We start from the raw sequence: 16,098 nt of genomic DNA on the forward strand, positions 1-16,098 counted from the left end.
TTCTGAATAGGTCATACGAATTTCATGGAAAGCGTAGAACACATATGATAGGTGAGCATGAAGACCAAGCGCTCATCGATGCTTTTCCAATGCGGGGAGGGACATGTTCAGCGAGATTTCAGAGCTGCCGGATGTGCTGGGCGATTTCACGCCTGGGGCGGTCTGCTCCGATCGCGCCAGATGGAGCGCTGTGCCGCAGGCGGTACGGGAGCTGGTCATTGGCGAGGCCGAAGAGACGCTTGCGCGCACCTTTCCGCTGATCACGGCGTCGGATTACCGGGAGTTCACCGCGACAGGCAATCGCGCGCACTTCGAGGAGCTATATTTCACGCGGCGCCGGATGCTCAACAATCTGGTGCTCGGCGAACTCATCGAAGGCGGAGGGCGATTCCTGCCGAAGATCGTCGATGGCATCTTCCTGATCGCGGAGGAGAGCGGCTGGCAGCTTCCGGCGCATAACGCCTATGAACGAAGCGGTGCGCGGCTGCCGCTTCCCGACAATTCGCAGCCGGTCGTCGATCTCTTCGCGGCCGAAACGGCGGCGCTGCTTGCCACCATCGTCGCATTGCTGGGCGACGAGCTCGACGACATCAGCCCCGAGATTACGGCACGCGTCGAGCGCGAGATCGAGATCCGCATCCTCTCGCCCTATCTCGCCCGGCATTTCTGGTGGATGGGCCGCGGCGAAGAGCGGATGAACAACTGGACGACATGGATAAGCCAGAACATCCTATTGACGGCCTTCTCCCTGAAAACAGATCAACCCACGCGTCACGCCGTCGTCAAAAAGGCGCTCGGCAGCCTCGACGCCTTCCTGACAAACTATGCCGAAGACGGCGCCTGCGAGGAGGGCGTGCTCTATTACCGCCACGCCGCGCTCTGCCTGCATGGTGCTTTGACCATTCTGGATAGGGTGGCGCCGGGCCTGTTCGGCCGATTTTGGCAACAGCCGAAGATCCGCAACATGGCTGAATATATCGCTCACATGCATGTGGCCGGCCGCTATTATTTCAATTTCGCGGATTCTTCCGCGGTGGTCGAACCCTGCAGTGTGCGGGAATATCTGTTCGGACAGGCGGTCGGCTCTGAGATGCTGGCTAAGTTCGCAGCGGCCGACAGGGCCGCTTCCGGCAATCCGCACCTGCCGGGGGAATGGAACCTCTGGTATCGCGTGCAGGAACTGCTGGTCGGCCCGACGCTTCCCGCTGCCGCCGGGCCGCATCCCGCATCCCGACGCGATATCTTCTATCCCGGCATCGGCCTGTTCATCGGCCGCGACGAGCAGTTTTCGCTTGCCGTCAAGGGCGGCAACAATGGCGAGGGCCACAATCACAACGATGTGGGGAGCGTGACGCTCTACAAGAACGGACATCCGTTCCTGATCGATGTCGGCGTCGAGACCTATGCCGCAAAGACCTTTTCGGCGCGGCGCTACGAGATATGGACGATGCAGTCGGCGTTCCACAACCTGCCGACATTCGCAGGCGTCATGCAGTCCGCCGGCGAAGCTTTTGGCGCGCGCGATGTCGAGGTCGGGTTCGACGAAGGGAGCGCGCGCATATCGCTCGATATTTCAGACGCCTATCCCCCCGAAGCGCAGTTGCACAGCTATCGGCGCGTCGTTTCCCTGCTGCGCGGCCGCCATGTCGAGATCGTCGACACCTATGACGGGGGCAAGCCGGCGGTCCTGTCGCTGATGACATGCCTGGCGCCGACCGTCAGCCCGGACCGGATCGATCTGGCAGATCTCGGCAGCATTTTCGTCGACAGCGCCGGCGAGATCGAAATCGACGAGATCGTCGTGGAGGACGCCCGGCTGAGATCGGCCTGGCCCGAAAAAATCTATCGGCTGCGCGTGAGCTTTGCCGGCAGGCTGCTGAGATTGCGAATCGTCTAGAACAGGATGATTTCAGGCCGGGTCGGCCTAAAATCTGAATCCTGTTCTAAATTAAATAGTTAGAGCATGATGTCGTCCGAAAACCGCTCACACTTTTCGGCATCATGCTCCGGGGAGGGCGAGCATGGAATTGACACTGAAGATCGTGGATGCCGATGGGGCGGTGCTGGCGCGTTCCACAGGCCGGGACGAGACGTTCCTGGTCTATCGCCAGAGCTATTGCGAAGGCGATCGCGTGGTCGTGGAGGTCTCCGAGCCCGGACATGTCTTCCTCTCCCTTGATGGCGCGATCCAACCCGGCCTGGTCTATATGAAGGAATGCGCCTATTCACTCGCCGTACCCTTCGGCGATAAGCGCAAGCCCTATTCGCCGAATGCCTTCAGGGGCGATATCCACCGGCTTTCAGCGCGAAGCATACGCCCTGACGAGATTGTCCATCGGCGCAATCTCGCCCTCAACCCCTGGGACGATCACGCCAATCGAGCTCTGTTTCCGCATGCGCGCGCCAATGTCGAGACCCGCGGCGAAGCGGTCTTCGCCGCGCGCAACGCGATCGACGGCGAAAAGGCCAATGACGATCACGGCTTCTGGCCCTATACGAGCTGGGGAATCAATCGCGATCCGCAAGCAGCACTGACGGTGGAATTCGGCAGGCCGGTCAGGATCGACGAGATCGTTTTCTATCTTCGGGCTGACTTCCCGCATGATTCCTGGTGGGAGGAGGCTAGCGTCACCTTCTCGAACGGCAGGACCTCCTGCTTTCCGCTGGTGAAATCGGGCGCCGCCCAGGCCTTTCCGATAGAGCCCTGCATCATCGAATGGGTGGAACTGCACGGCCTGATCAAGGCCGGGGACGCCTCGCCCTATCCGGCGCTGACCCAGATCGAGATCTGGGGAACGGAAGTGCCGGAGACCGGGCTCAGCCGGTCCGCCCTTCCTATCGCGCTATGAGCCTGTAGACAGCCTTGCCCGTGCCGCGCTCGGCGGGCCGTCGTTCAGACGGTTCCAGGCGCGGCGGAGCTGCCGCGCCGAGCCGAAGCCGGCGCGCATCGCGACGGCCTCCATGTCCAGCCTTGAACCGGCGAGCATCTCGCGGGCAAGGGCCACGCGCATAAGGTTGACGAAATCCGTCACGCTCATGCCCGTCTGCTCGTTGAACAGCCGTGAAAGGTTGCGCGGGCTGGCGCCGCTGAGGCGGGCGAGCGACGCCACCGACCAGTCCTCAGACGGGTTGGCGGCGACGGCATCCTGTGCACGGTGAATGACCGGGTGGATATGGTTGCGACCTTCGAGCCACGGCGAAAGCTGCGGATCCGAGCCGCCGCGCCTGAGATAGACGACAAGATATCGCGCCACCGCAAGCGCGCAGGCATGTCCCGCCGCTTCGGCAACGATATGCAGCATAAGGTCTATGCCGGCGGTGATGCCGGCGCTCGTGAGGCGGTCTCCATCCTCGACATAGAGCCGGTTATCCCGGACGCGCGCGGTGGGCGCGAGCCTCGCCAGGTCCTCTATGCAGGCATGATGGGTGGTGCAATCGCGGCCGTCGAGCATGCCTGCCTCGGCAGCGAGCAATGCGCCCGAGCAGATCGAGATCAGACGAATTCCCGGAAGAATGGCGCGCTTCAGCCATGCGACGATGGCGGCCTGGTCGGCGCGCTCCTGTTCGTCCCACGGGCGGTTGGTTTCCATCGGGGCGTCGGCGCTGCCGGCAACGACGACGAGCGCGTTATCGGGCAAGCGCTCGGGTAACGCGGCGACGCCCGTAACGGCAAGACCGATTGAACTGCCGACCGTCGCCGATGGGCCGATATAGGTGACGGTAAAACGCACCGTGCGCTGTTCGAGGTTCGCCTTGCGCAGCACTTCGATCGGGCCGGCGACGTCGAGCAGCAGCACGCGCGGCGGCACGACGACGAATACCGGAATATCGAAGGGCTGCGCGGCGTCGGTCATGCGGCGAGAGACTTTCCGCTCCCCGCCAAAGCCTGTTCGACGGTTGTGATGCGAGCGAAGCGGCCCGACAGGACCAGCTCGGTTCGATCCCGGATTTCCTTGGCGCTCCAGGTGCGTCCTGCGCCGTCGGTCATCGGGAAGGTCAGGGTCGCCTCGCCGACATAGTCGACTTGATAGCCGAGATCCGAGGCATGGCGGGTCGTGGTTTCGCAGCACTGTTCGGTGCGGATGCCGGAGACGAGGATTCGACGAACGCCGTTCTCGGTCAGCCACACGTCGAGACCCGAACCGACCAGAGCGCTATGGCGCCTCTTCCTAAACGTCGCCTTGAGAGCGATCCTGAGCGGGGCGAGTGTGCTGACGAACCCGGATGCTTCCGAAAACGGCCCGTTTTCATCGACATGGAAGATCTGGATGATGGGTATTCCATCGGCTTCCGCGCCGTCGATCAGAGCCTGCTGACGATCGATATAGGCGGAAGCGAGGGTTTCATCCCAGTAATCCCGGTGTCTGAAGGACTCCTGGGCGTCGATAACGAAAAGGACAGTATCATGGCCGGACATTTTTTGCTCCATGCAGGTTGATCATGAAGTCATATTCGGCGATTTGAAGACAGGGGAAAATGCGCGCGTCGGACAAATAGCGGACAATTCGCGCCAATATCCACACTCGGGGGCGACCTTGCCCCAAGGGCCTCGGGCCACATCCAGCACCTGCCGGTCGGGCGTACATAAACGGCCACGCAATTCCGGATCAGGTCTCAGCTTGTAAAGCTGCGCAGATCTCTTAGCAGGTTGCGGTACCTGGCTTGGCTGCCGACCAGATGGTCGCGCATCGCGTTGCGGGCGGCCCGATCATCTCTGTCAGAGATGGCGACGACAATTGCCTCGTGCTCCTTGTGGATCAGCTTTCGATAGGCGGTCTGTTCGGCGGTCCTCGTTTCCGGAACGAGCCTCGACTGCGGGATGATCGCCGAGCCCTGCGATTCCAGGAACTGCCTGAACAGCGGATTGTTCGTGGCTTCGGCGATTGCGGCATGGAGCTCGAGATCAGCCTCGCGAATGGATTGATCGCTCTCAATACATTGGAGGATTTTCCGGTGGCATTCGAAAATCGCCTCCTCCTGTGCGGGCGAGCGGCGCAAGGCCGCAAGACCGGCGGCCTCGATTTCGACAGGTGTTCTGATCTCGAGGACCTCAAGATCGGAGGCGACGCGGGCCTTGTCGACTTTCCGCGCGGAGAGCGAGGGATCGGCGCCGAGTACGAAAATCCCGGCCCCTTGGCGCACCTCGACAAGCCCGTCGGAGCGAAGTGCTGCCACTGCCTCGCGCACGACGGTGCGGCTGACGCTGTGGGTTTCGGTCAGTTCGTGCTCGCTCGGAAGCTTGTCGCCAGCAGAATACTGGCCGCTCAATATGGCTTGCCGGAGACTTTCGCCAACCTGTGAGACCAGCGAGCCGGAGCCTTTGCTGCGATCCTTCATCTGCATAGCCACGCCTGACCCCCGCATCGGCTCTTGATCCGAATGCCGCTCAAATGCGCGGCACTGCGAATTCACGATTCATCACACATGTATGACAAATTTGCCCGCCTTTCAATGGACAAGGGCCAACCAGCGGAATCCGGCACCGCGCTGGCGTCTTTCGACGCGGCTTTGGCATAGGTGTGCGGATCTGGAGAAGCACTCACAACCGCTTGGTCGACTCCCCGCGCACGAACTTCGGCGTCAGGATAAAATCCTGCGGGGGTGCTGCGGCAGCCTCCGGGCTTGCTATTCTTGCCAGGAGGCGCTGGGCCGCCAATTCCCCGAGCTTCTGCGCATCCTGCACGACCATGGTGATGCGAGGGGTGATGACATTGCTCCAGGGCACGTCGTCGACCATCGCCAGCGACACGTCGTCAGGGCAGCGGAAGCCCATCTCCTGCATCACCTGCAGTGCTGCGAGGCCGGTCATGTTGTTGGCTCCGATGATGGCGGTCGGCCGGTCGCGACGGGTCAAGAGGCGCATCGCCTGCGCATGACCGCCGGTCCTGGTGTAGCCGCCTTCGACTACCAGCGAAGGGTCGATGTCCACGCCGGCGCCGGCCATTGTGTTGATGAAGCCCTTCAGGCGCTCGTCGGCGGTGTGCAGGCCACTCGGTCCGGAGATGAAGCCGATGCGCCTGTGACCGAGCTGCAGCAGATGTTCCGTCAGGATGGTGGTGGTTAGCGGGTTATCGGAGCCGACAAAATCGCGTTCGGCGCCTTCCAGCTTCTGGTCGAACATCACGATCGGAGTCTTGAAGTCGCGCAGGAAGGTGGCGTACTCCTCGCCGCGCCCGTTTGCCGCCAGCGCAATGCCGGCGATCTTCTGCGCCTCCAGCCGCTCCAGCAGCGCCCGTTCGAGATCGGCCCTGCCGGAGGAGTCGGCGATCAGGACGAAATAGCCGTGGTCGAGCGCCTGGTGCTCGATCTCTCGACGGATGTCGCCGAAGAACATGTTGCCGAGATTGGCCGAAACGAAACCGATCAGCGAGCTGCGTCCGCGCGCCAGCGTCTGGGCCACCGGGTCGATGCGGTAACCGGTCGATTTTATCGCCTGCTGAATGCGGTCGAGCGTTTCGACGCCGACCCGCTTCGGGCTGTTGAGCGCGAGCGAGACGGTCGAGATGGAAACCCCCGCAAGGCGCGCTACGTCTCGTATCGTGGTCATGTTTGTCGAACCGGTTCTAATGCTTTGTTATGTCCGATTTTGTCGGTGGACGCAACCTGCATGCTCCAAACTGGCTGGTTGCAAGGCTTGTCTTCCTGATCTTGCGATCGAAAATTTCAGCTTGACAGGCGTCGGATCAGGTCGGATTATCACGTACCGAACCGGTTCGATATGATGTTGGACCGGAAAACAGGGAGGAGAAACCTGTGATGAGTTCGGAACGCCAGCCGGAAAATCCGGCGTCGGGAGGGGCGGGCAAACACGCCTGGTTCAGCCACGATCGCCTGGGCATGTTCATTCATTGGGGCCTCTATGCGCTGGGCGCCCGGCACGAGTGGTTGAAGAACCGGGAAGAGCTGACCGACGAGCATTACCAGCGCTATTTCGACAATTTCGATCCTGATCTCTACGATCCCAAGGAATGGGCTCGCCGGGCACGTCTCGCCGGCATGAAATATGTCGTGGTGACGACCAAGCATCACGAGGGTTTCTGCCTCTGGGACAGCAAGGTGACGGACTACAAGGCGCCGAACACGCCCTGTGGCAAGGATCTGCTCACGCCGCTGGTCGACGCCTTCCGTGCCGAAGGGCTGAAGATCGGCTTCTACTATTCGCTGCTTGACTGGCACCATCCCGATTTCCCGATCGACGTTCACCATCCCTTGCGCAATCATCCGGACGCCAAGGCACTGAATGCCGGCCGTAACATCGCCAACTACGCTGCCTATATGCGCGAACAGGTGCGCGAACTTCTGACCGGCTTCGGCCGCGTCGACATCATCTGGTTCGATTTCAGCTATCCGGGGCGCGAATATCATGGCCTGCCCGGCAAGGGGCGCGGCGACTGGGAGAGCGAGCGGCTGGTCGATCTGGTGCGCGAGCTGCAGCCCGGCATCATCGTCAACAACCGCCTCGATCTGCCGCCCGGCACCCTGCCCGACGTAACGACACCGGAGCAATATACGCCGCGGGTCGCCCCCGCCATCGCCAGCCAGGGGGTGCTCTGGGAAGCCTGCCACACCTTCAGCGGTTCCTGGGGATATCACCGTGACGAGGATACCTGGAAGAGCCCGGAACAGATCATCCAGCTGCTCATCGATTCCGTCTCGCTCGGCGGTAACCTCCTGATGAATGTTGGCCCGACCGGCCGGGGCACGCTCGATGCGCGCGCCATCGCTGCGCTGGAGGTCTACCAGAACTGGATGGCCGTCAACGGGCGCTCCATCTATGGGGCGGGGCCGTCCGACTATCCGGTGCCGGCCGGCTGCCGCTATACCCAGCGCGGCAACCGTCTTTATCTGCACGTCTACAATTGGCCTTATCGCCACATCCACATCGAAGGTCTCGCCGACAGGATCGCCTATGCGCAGTTCCTGCATGACGCCAGCGAAGTGCGCTGGCTCAGCCAGACGAAGGAAGTGGATTCCAACATCGGCGTGATGGTGCCGGAAGGCATGATCACGCTCGAACTGCCGGTCCGGCAACCTGACGTTACCGTCCCGGTGATCGAGATCGTCCTCAAGGCGTGAGCTCGATCGCACCGCGTGTCCTTTGCGTTCATGGAGGGAGGAGAAACCCATGAAGGTTCTGAAGAAAACGCTTTTGCTTGCCGCTATCGGCAGCAGTCTTTTTGCCACAGCCGCATCGGCCGAGCAGGTCAATCTGACCTGGCAGATGTGGACCGGCTCCGAAACCGACACCAAGAGTTGGCAGCACCTGGCAGAGATGGTGACCGCCAAGTATCCCGACATCAAGGTGACGCTGACGACGACGGGCTGGGTCGACTATTGGACGCGGCTGCCGGTGCTGGCGGCATCGGGACAGCTCGCCGACATCGTTTCCATGCAGTCGCTGCGCATGCCGAACTTCTATTCGCTGCTCGAGCCGCTGAATGACCGGATCGAGGCCGATAAGTTCGACGTCGGTGCCTTCACCCCCTCGATCATCGGAGGCATGTCCGTCGACAAGCAGCTCTACGGTCTGCCTTACGACGTTGGTCCGTGGGTCATCTATTATAACCAGGACGCGCTCGAAGCCGCCGGCGTTCCGCTGCCGAAGCCGGGCTGGACGCTTGCCGAGTTCACCGATGCCGCCAAGAAGCTGACGAAGGACGGCAAGTATGGCTTCGGCATCACCCCGACGAACTATTCGGTCCTGGCCGCGGCCTGGGGCGATAAATACGTCAACGACGCCGGCGAGCTTGACTTGACCAGTGCGAGCGCAGTTGCTGCCGCCGACAGGCTGATCGGCTTTGCAGCCAAGGATAAGATCGCGCCGCTGGTTCCATCAGGTGGCGCGAATCCCGGTGATGTCGTCCAGGGCCGGTTCAATTCGGGTAACGTCGCCATGTATATCGACGGCCCCTGGTCGATCATCGGCATGAAGGGCCAGGCGAAGTTCAAAATCGGCCTCACCACCCTGCCGCGCGAAGAGGGCGAACTTTCGGCCGTGACCGCAGGCTCCGGCTTCGGTATTTCCACGACGAGCAAGAACAAGGACGCGGCCTGGAAGGCGATCCAGGTGCTGACCAGCCCGGAAGCCTTGTCCTATCTCGCGGAACAGGGCCGTGCCTTGCCGGCGCGCACTGCGTCGCAATCCGCCTGGTACAAGGTGGCGGCCAAGGACATCACCAACGGCGGCGAGGCCATCGACTATTCCCTGGCGCACTCCGTGCCTTACGTGATCACCAACAACTGGGCAGCGGTGGAAAATCTCTTCAACCAGTATTTCCCGCCGGCTTTCGCCGGTAGCGTCGACGCCAAGCAGACGATGGAGTCCATCCAGAGCCTCGCGCAGCAATAGAGCCAGCGCGTCCGGCAGGACGCGCCTTGCTTTGAAATCTGCGTCTGATCCTTTCGGAAAATCCATTCCGATCTTCGGGTCATGCGCCAGCTCTCGCTGCGGCAGGACCAGCCGCGCATGGAGGAAGACATGTCGCAAAGCGCTGTTGCCGAAGTTCCCTTGCAACCCGGTCAACCACGGCGCTTCCTGAAGCCGGAGACGCAGACAGCCATGCTGTTCCTGCTGCCGAGCTTCCTCGGCTTCATGGTCTTCATGGCCTTGCCGATTGTGGCGTCGCTGGCGCTCAGCTTTACCAACTGGCAGCTGATCTCGACGCCATCCTTCGTCGGCTTTCAGAATTACATCAGGCTCTTCACTGTCGATCCGGCCTTCTACACCGTATTGAGCAACACGCTGTTCTTTGCCGTCGAGTATCTGGCGCTGAATATCATCGTCTCGCTGACGCTCGCGGTCTGGATATCGAGCCTGAAGCGCGGCAAGGCGATCTTCCGGGTGATCTTCTTCCTGCCGACCTTTACACCGACCATCGCGGCGTCGGTGGTGTGGTTGCTGATCTTCACGCCGGACGGCCTGGCCGACACCATTATCCGCGCGCTCGGCCTCGGCCTGCCGAATTTCCTGCTGAGCTCGACTTGGGCCATGCAGGCGGTCGTGCTTGTCACCTTGTGGGCAAATGTCGGCTATAATGTCGTGATGTTCAACGCCGCCCTCGACCTGGTGCCGAAGCACTATCTCGAGGCGGCGACGATCGACGGCGCCAACGCCTGGCAGCGCTTCTGGCGCATCCGCCTGCCGCTCATCTCGCCGACCATCTTCTTTGGCACTGTTATGACGGCGATTACCTCGCTGCAGGTCTTCGACGAGATATTTGCCATGACGCGCGGCGGCCCGGGCTCGGCGACGGCCACGCTCGGTTTCGCCATCTACCAGAAAGGCTTCTCCAACTTCCAGATGGGCTATGCCTCCGCATTGGCCTGGGTGATGTTCGTCATGATCATGGCGCTCACCATCCTGCAATTCCACATGCAGCGCAAATGGGTGCACTATGACGATTGATCAGACCTCGCGGCATCCGCATTCCGTGTCCCAGCGTCGTCACCGCATATTGCGGCGCGTCGGCACCTTCGTCAGCTACACGGCACTTTCGCTGATCGCGCTGCTTTTCCTCTTCCCCTTCTTCTGGATGGTGTCGAACGCGGTGCGCTCCAATGCCGAGGTGATGGCTGTGCCGGTCCGCATCTTGCCCGAGGAGTATCATTGGGGAACATTCGTCGAAGCCCTGGTTTCCCTGCCATTTGGAACCTTCCTGTTGAATTCCTTCGTGGTCGCCTGTGGCGTTACGGCGATCGTGATTGCAGTCTCCTGCCTGTCTGCCTACGCCTTCGCCCGGCTGAGATTTCCCGGACGGGAGGGGCTTCTGCTTACCTATCTCAGCACGCTGATGATCCCGCAGGTGATGTTGGTCATCCCGCTCTTCCTCGTCGTCAGCAAGCTCGGCTGGATCAACACCTATCACGGCATGATCCTGCCGGTCGCCTTCAGCTCCTTCGGCACCTTTCTGCTGCGGCAGTTCATCCTCGGCATTCCCAAGGATCTCGACGAGGCGGCGATGATGGACGGGGCTTCGCGCCTGCGCATCCTGGTCACGGTCATCGTTCCACTTGCCATGCCGGCCATCGGCCTGCTGGCGCTGTTCACCTTCATCGCGCAGTGGAAGAGTTTCCTCTGGCCGCTGATCGCCACCAGCGGCGTCGAAATGGCCACGCTGCCGCTCGGGCTCACCCTGTTCCAGACACAGCAGGGCACCGCGTGGAATTACATCATGGCCGGTGCGACGATCTCCATGGTGCCCGGCGTCATCCTGGCCATCGTGTTGCAGAGGGTGATCTACAAGGGCATCACCGTCAGCTCCGGCTTTGGTGGGCGCTAATCTTCATAAGAACAAAGATTTAAGCGCATCGCATCAAGTTTGCTGTGATGCGCTTCAAGTCCGGTCTATCGCCGCCGAAGAAGGTTCTCGTGCCGCCGCAACCATATCCCCGCGGTTAACTTTTGCTCCTGGCCGAAAAGTAAAATTTAACCAAAATTTGAAATAACCCCTTCATATTCGAATTGCGCAGGGGAATTCATGAAAACGGCTACGCTTGCATCCATCGCCTTGGCGATATCGATCTCTGCTGCCCATGCCCAGACGATCGGTGTTTCGATGTCCGATCTCGACAAATTCAGAACGGCACTTCTGAACGGCGTCGTCTCGCATGGACAGACGATATCGGGCCTCAAGCTCGTCACCGAAAGCGCCAAGGGCGACAACGAGCTCCAGAAGCAGCAGGTGCAGAAGCTCATTGCCGACAAGGTCGACGCCATCATCCTTGCAGTTTCCGATGGCGATCTCGGGCCGCAAATGACCAAGATGGCGGCAGATGCCGGTATTCCGCTGGTCTACATCAACAATGTTCCTTCCAACCTACTGGACCTGCCGGATAATCAGGTAGTGGTCGCCTCCAACGAGAAGGAATCCGGAACGTTGGAGACCAAGCAGGTCTGCGCGCTCCTCAAAGGCAAAGGCCGTGTCGTCGTGCTGATGGGCGAACCCTTCCACGCGGCCGCCCGCGCCCGCACCCAGGACATCTCCGACGTCATCGCCACCCCGGATTGCAAGGGTCTTCAGATCGTCGAGCGGCAGGCGGCCTATTGGTCGAGCGATTATGCCGATCAGCAGATGCAGGAATGGCTGTCGGCCGGCGTCAAGTTCGACGCGGTCATCGCCAATAATGACGAGATGGCGCTCGGCGCGATCCGGGCCATGAAGAAGAACAATATCCCGATGAAGGACGTCGTCGTCGCCGGCGTCGACGCGACCGATGACGCGCTCGCCGCGATGGTGGCCGGCGATCTCGACGTGACCATTCTCCAGAGCGCCGTCGGACAGGGTGCTGCCGCTGTCGACGCTGCCGTCAAGCTGATCCGGAAAGAGAAGGTGCCGCGCGAAAACAACGTTCCCTTCGAACTCGTCACACCTGAGAACATTGCCACCTATCTGCCGAAGAGCCAGTGAGCATAAGAGGACTATGATGTTGCATTTCTGGAATAAATTCGGCATTCGCGCACAGATCACCTCCGGCTTCGTGCCATTGATCCTGTTGATGAGCCTGCTCACGGTCAGCGCGATCTCGGGCATGAACGGGCTCGCCTCGATCTTCTCGTCCTATCGCGCCACGGCCGGCCAAAGTCTCGCCATCTCGGACTACAGCGACCAGCTGAACGAGATTCAGATGTCGGCGGAAGCCTTTCGCTCCACGCCGACGCAGGATGTCGTCGATCGCTTCCGCGCCGGCGTGAAAGCGTTCGACGCCGACGACCCGCGTTTTGCCGGCAACAAGGACCTGCAGTCCGGCCTTGCTGCGATCCGCCAGGACATCGCCACCTATGGCAAGGCTTTCGAAGAAATCGTTGCGCTGCAGGCCAGGCGTGATGCCTTGATCTCCAAGGTCACCGAATTCGGCCCCTGGACCAGTATCGCGCTCAACGACGTCGTGCGCAGCGCCTGGCGCCAGAACGATGTGGCCCTGCTGCAGATGACGGCGGCGACACTGGAGGCCCTGAACCGCAGCCTCTATTTCTCCGAACGCTTCGTGCATTCCGATGATTTTGCGGCCTATGACACGGCGCAGGCGGCACTCGCCGAAGCGGTCGCGCTCAACGAAGCCGCCGCCAAGGCCGCAAAGAACGAGCTGCAGAAGAAGCGCCTGATGGGCGCCGGCCAGCTCATGCAGAACTACACCGCTCGTCTCGTCGACATGAAGGACGTGCTGCAGGCCTCGGGCAATATCCGCCAGACGCAGCTCAGCGTGCTTGCACCGAAAATCTCAGGCGGCTTCAAGGATCTGCAGGCAACTGTTACCGGTGCGCAGAAGACCCTGGACGGTTCGGTGGATGCAACGGTTGCCTCCGCGACCAGCGCGACGCTCGTCATCAGCGGCCTGCTGATCGTCATCGGCCTCGTCCTTTCCTATTTCGTCGGCCGATTGATTTCCTCGGCGGTGCGCAACATGGCCCAGTCCATGGAGCAGCTTGCCCGTGGTGAGGAAGGGATAGCGATAACCGGCGTCGAGCACCGCCACGAACTGGGGGCCATGGCGCGTTCGCTGAAGGTTTTCCAGGAAACGGGGCGCGCCAAGTTGATCGCCGAAGCCAATGCCGAACGCGCCCGCCTGGCGGCCGAAGAAGAGCGGCTCCGGCAGGAAGCCGAGCGGCTCAGCGATGCGCAGGTGATGGAGCACGCGTTCCGCCAGATCTCAGTCGGGCTGGACGCACTCTCGAAGGGCGATCTCACCGTTCGCGTCGGCGAAGTCGACCACCGCTATGTTAGGATCCGGGATCATTTCAACAATTCTGTCGCGAGCCTCGAAGAGGCGGTCGACTCCGTCATTCGCGCGGTCGCCACCATCCGCTCCGGCCTTGCGGAGATCTCCACCGCCTCCAACGATCTCGCCCGCCGCACCGAGCAGCAGGCAGCCTCGCTGGAGGAGACCGTCGCGGCGCTGGGTGAAGTGACCCGCGGCGTCAATGGAACGGCGGAGGGCGCAAGCCGTGCCCAGGGTGTCGTGGCAACCGCGCGTACCAATGCGGAAAAGGGCGGCGAGATCGTTGCCCGCGCCATCGATGCGATGACGGAAATTCAAAATTCGTCGTCCAAGATCGGCAACATCATCAGCGTCATCGACGAGATCGCCTTCCAGACCAACCTGCTGGCGCTGAATGCCGGCGTGGAAGCGGCCCGCGCCGGCGAGGCGGGCAAGGGTTTTGCCGTCGTCGCCCAGGAAGTCCGCGAGCTCGCCCAGCGCTCCGCCAACGCGGCAAGGGAGATCAAGCAGCTGATCTCCACCTCCTCGGCGCAGGTCAAGACCGGTGTCCAGCTGGTGGGCGAATCCGGCCTTTCGCTCGAACAGATCGTCGAGCAGGTCACCGCCATGAATGCGACCGTGGCCGAGATCGCCGTTGCCGCCCGCGAGCAGGCGACAAGCCTGCGCGAGGTCTCGGCTGCCGGCGACCAGATGGACAAGGTGACGCAGCAGAACGCCGCGATGGTCGAAGAGACCACGGCGGCCGCCCAGAGCCTGACACATGAAACCGAAAGCCTTGCCGAATTGCTGCGGCGGTTCAGAACGGGCAGCGGCCGGGCATCGGAACATCGCCACTACGCAATGGCATCCTGACGTCCTGTCGATGCAGCCAGGAAAACGCCGCCGCCTCGAAAGGGCGGCGGTGAGCGATCATCGGCCGGCGTCACCTTAGTGGCTCTCCGATGCGGGAGCGTGAGAGTGGCCGGCAATGCTCTTGCGAACGTGACGAACTGCCGCCCAAACGGCGAAGAGCACGAGCGGGATGGCGCCGAGAACGGCGAGCTTCGTCACGTGCGGATCGACCCCCAATTCGGAGATGCTTTCCAGGCAGATCTTTGCGAGGCCAACGGTGTAATAGGTGATGGCGATGACGGAGAAGCCTTCGACCGCCTGCTGGATATGCACCTGGATGCGCGCCCGCTCTTCCATTGATGTCAGCAGCGACGCGTTCTGATCTTCGAGTTGAACCTGCACGGTGGTTCTGAGCAGGTCTCCGGCTAGGCTCACACGTTCGGCCAGTTCATCAAGGCGACGTTCGGCGGCGTGAACCGCGCGGACGGCCGGCTGAAAGCGCCGGTCGATGAAGGTGCCGATCCGCTGGCGCTGCTCGACGCGCTCCTCGCGCAGCTCCGACGATCTGCTTGCGACAATCTCGGCATAGGCTTTCGTCGCACCGAAGCGGTGACGGGCGAGAGCGGAGAAATTGAGCACATCCGACGAGAGCTTGGTGACCTCGGAAAGCAGGGCTTTGTCGACCTTGACCGCACTCTGCATATGCGAGATCAGCAGGTCGAGGCGCCGGTCGAAGACGGAAAGCTTCGACACCGTCTCGCGTGCCATCGGCAAGGCCAGCAGCGCCATCATCCGGTACGTCTCGATCTCCAGGAAACGCCTGACCATGCGGCCGGTGCGATAGGCGTTGAGGTTGCGGTTGAAGAACAGGAATTCGACGAAGCCGCTGTCGGTCAGCCGGAAGTTCGAATGCACTTCCGCATCGCCGCCGCCGACCTGCGAGGCGACATAGTCGAGCTTCGGTTTTTCCGGGCGCTGCCCGTCCTTTTCGTCCCGCACCAGTACCCGGACCGCCGCGATGACCTTGCCGTCGATCTGACGGCAGCAGGCCTGAAACGCTTCGGGGGGATTGCTGCCAGGTTCGGCCGATGCGGGAACGACGAAAGTAAGGGTCAGGAACTCGGTATGCGCCTCCCACTTCAGCCGACCGTCGCCGATGCGGCCGATACCGTGGTTGCCCTCGCGAGTCGTGGAGACATCCTCCAGTCCCGGCAGGGAATTGGGTATCTGAGGAGGGGCATTCTCGCCGACGATGGCGACGTGCCACACATCCGTGTCGCCGTCGAAGTAAAGCGACGGCCGCGCGTGGAGCTCGTTGTGAAGTTCCCTTCGCAGCGGATGCTCGGAGCCCATCGGCATGGAAATGCACCTCTATAAGGTAGACAGTCGCTGGGTCGCCGGATGTAACCGGGTTGCCGGCATGTGTGAGTTGACCATGGTGCCTGCGAGCCGGCGAAGGCTGACAACGCCTATAACCTCTCTCGAACCGCGTGTCACCATACCTTCGCCAGTCGCCGCCGTTCCCAGCATCGCGTCGCGGAACTGGCGACG

The 16,098-nt window shown here is 61.7% G+C and carries 13 protein-coding genes; 8 read left to right on the forward strand and 5 right to left on the reverse strand.

Annotation, left to right across the window (positions count from 1 at the left end):
• Nucleotides 1–103 precede the first annotated feature (103 nt).
• Nucleotides 104–1,897, forward strand: a complete 1,794-nt coding sequence (locus HFO71_RS21895) for a heparinase II/III domain-containing protein (protein ID WP_077976869.1) — start codon at nucleotides 104–106, stop codon at nucleotides 1,895–1,897.
• A gap of 124 nt (nucleotides 1,898–2,021) precedes the next feature.
• Nucleotides 2,022–2,849 carry a carbohydrate-binding protein gene (locus HFO71_RS21900; protein WP_027664707.1) on the forward strand — a complete coding sequence of 276 codons (828 nt, stop codon included), beginning with the start codon at nucleotides 2,022–2,024 and terminating at the stop codon, nucleotides 2,847–2,849.
• Here HFO71_RS21900 and HFO71_RS21905 read toward each other — a convergent pair.
• The 4 genes from HFO71_RS21905 to HFO71_RS21920 form a co-directional block, all read right to left on the reverse strand.
• Nucleotides 2,844–3,854, reverse strand: a complete 1,011-nt coding sequence (locus HFO71_RS21905; RefSeq protein ID WP_077976871.1) for a GlxA family transcriptional regulator — start codon at nucleotides 3,852–3,854, stop codon at nucleotides 2,844–2,846. The two genes, HFO71_RS21900 and HFO71_RS21905, sit on opposite strands and share 6 nt — an antisense overlap.
• Nucleotides 3,851–4,429 (reverse strand): isochorismatase family protein, encoded by a 579-nt coding sequence (locus tag HFO71_RS21910; RefSeq protein WP_183594543.1) that lies wholly within the window; start codon nucleotides 4,427–4,429, stop codon nucleotides 3,851–3,853. Before HFO71_RS21910 ends, HFO71_RS21905 begins: the two co-directional genes overlap by 4 nt.
• A 185-nt stretch (nucleotides 4,430–4,614) precedes the next feature.
• Complete coding sequence (locus tag HFO71_RS21915; RefSeq protein ID WP_077976873.1) at nucleotides 4,615–5,343, reverse strand: FadR/GntR family transcriptional regulator; 729 nt, start codon at nucleotides 5,341–5,343, stop codon at nucleotides 4,615–4,617.
• 196 nt (nucleotides 5,344–5,539) lie between these two features.
• The gene (locus HFO71_RS21920) at nucleotides 5,540–6,547 is read right to left on the reverse strand and encodes a LacI family DNA-binding transcriptional regulator (RefSeq protein ID WP_077976874.1); all 1,008 of its coding nucleotides are present in this window, start codon (nucleotides 6,545–6,547) and stop codon (nucleotides 5,540–5,542) included.
• A 206-nt stretch (nucleotides 6,548–6,753) separates the two neighbouring features.
• Between HFO71_RS21920 and HFO71_RS21925 the strand changes: the two genes are divergently transcribed.
• The 6 genes from HFO71_RS21925 (at nucleotide 6,754) to HFO71_RS21950 (ending at nucleotide 14,568) form a co-directional block, all read left to right on the forward strand.
• Nucleotides 6,754–8,076, forward strand: coding sequence for an alpha-L-fucosidase (locus HFO71_RS21925; RefSeq protein WP_025397160.1), 1,323 nt, complete (start codon nucleotides 6,754–6,756; stop codon nucleotides 8,074–8,076).
• 49 nt (nucleotides 8,077–8,125) lie between these two features.
• A complete protein-coding gene (locus tag HFO71_RS21930) occupies nucleotides 8,126–9,349 on the forward strand; it encodes an ABC transporter substrate-binding protein (protein WP_077976875.1) in 1,224 nt (407 codons plus the stop codon).
• An 81-nt stretch (nucleotides 9,350–9,430) separates the two neighbouring features.
• Nucleotides 9,431–10,405, forward strand: coding sequence for a carbohydrate ABC transporter permease (locus HFO71_RS21935; RefSeq protein ID WP_183594545.1), 975 nt, complete (start codon nucleotides 9,431–9,433; stop codon nucleotides 10,403–10,405).
• Nucleotides 10,395–11,279, forward strand: a complete 885-nt coding sequence (locus HFO71_RS21940; protein ID WP_221988412.1) for a carbohydrate ABC transporter permease — start codon at nucleotides 10,395–10,397, stop codon at nucleotides 11,277–11,279. Before HFO71_RS21935 ends, HFO71_RS21940 begins: the two co-directional genes overlap by 11 nt.
• Before the next feature lie 198 nt (nucleotides 11,280–11,477).
• Nucleotides 11,478–12,407, forward strand: coding sequence for a substrate-binding domain-containing protein (locus tag HFO71_RS21945; protein ID WP_077976877.1), 930 nt, complete (start codon nucleotides 11,478–11,480; stop codon nucleotides 12,405–12,407).
• Between the two features lie 16 nt (nucleotides 12,408–12,423).
• Entirely contained in the window at nucleotides 12,424–14,568 is a 2,145-nt protein-coding gene (locus HFO71_RS21950) for a methyl-accepting chemotaxis protein (protein WP_132612051.1), read from the forward strand.
• Between the two features lie 75 nt (nucleotides 14,569–14,643).
• Here the strand turns inward: HFO71_RS21950 and HFO71_RS21955 are convergent, their stop codons facing one another.
• Nucleotides 14,644–15,906, reverse strand: coding sequence for a DUF3422 domain-containing protein (locus tag HFO71_RS21955; RefSeq protein WP_131661115.1), 1,263 nt, complete (start codon nucleotides 15,904–15,906; stop codon nucleotides 14,644–14,646).
• Nucleotides 15,907–16,098 lie beyond the last annotated feature (192 nt).

Origin of the sequence: Rhizobium laguerreae (genome assembly GCF_019778565.1) — a bacterium.
Taxonomy (GTDB): Bacteria; Pseudomonadota; Alphaproteobacteria; order Rhizobiales; family Rhizobiaceae; genus Rhizobium; species Rhizobium laguerreae.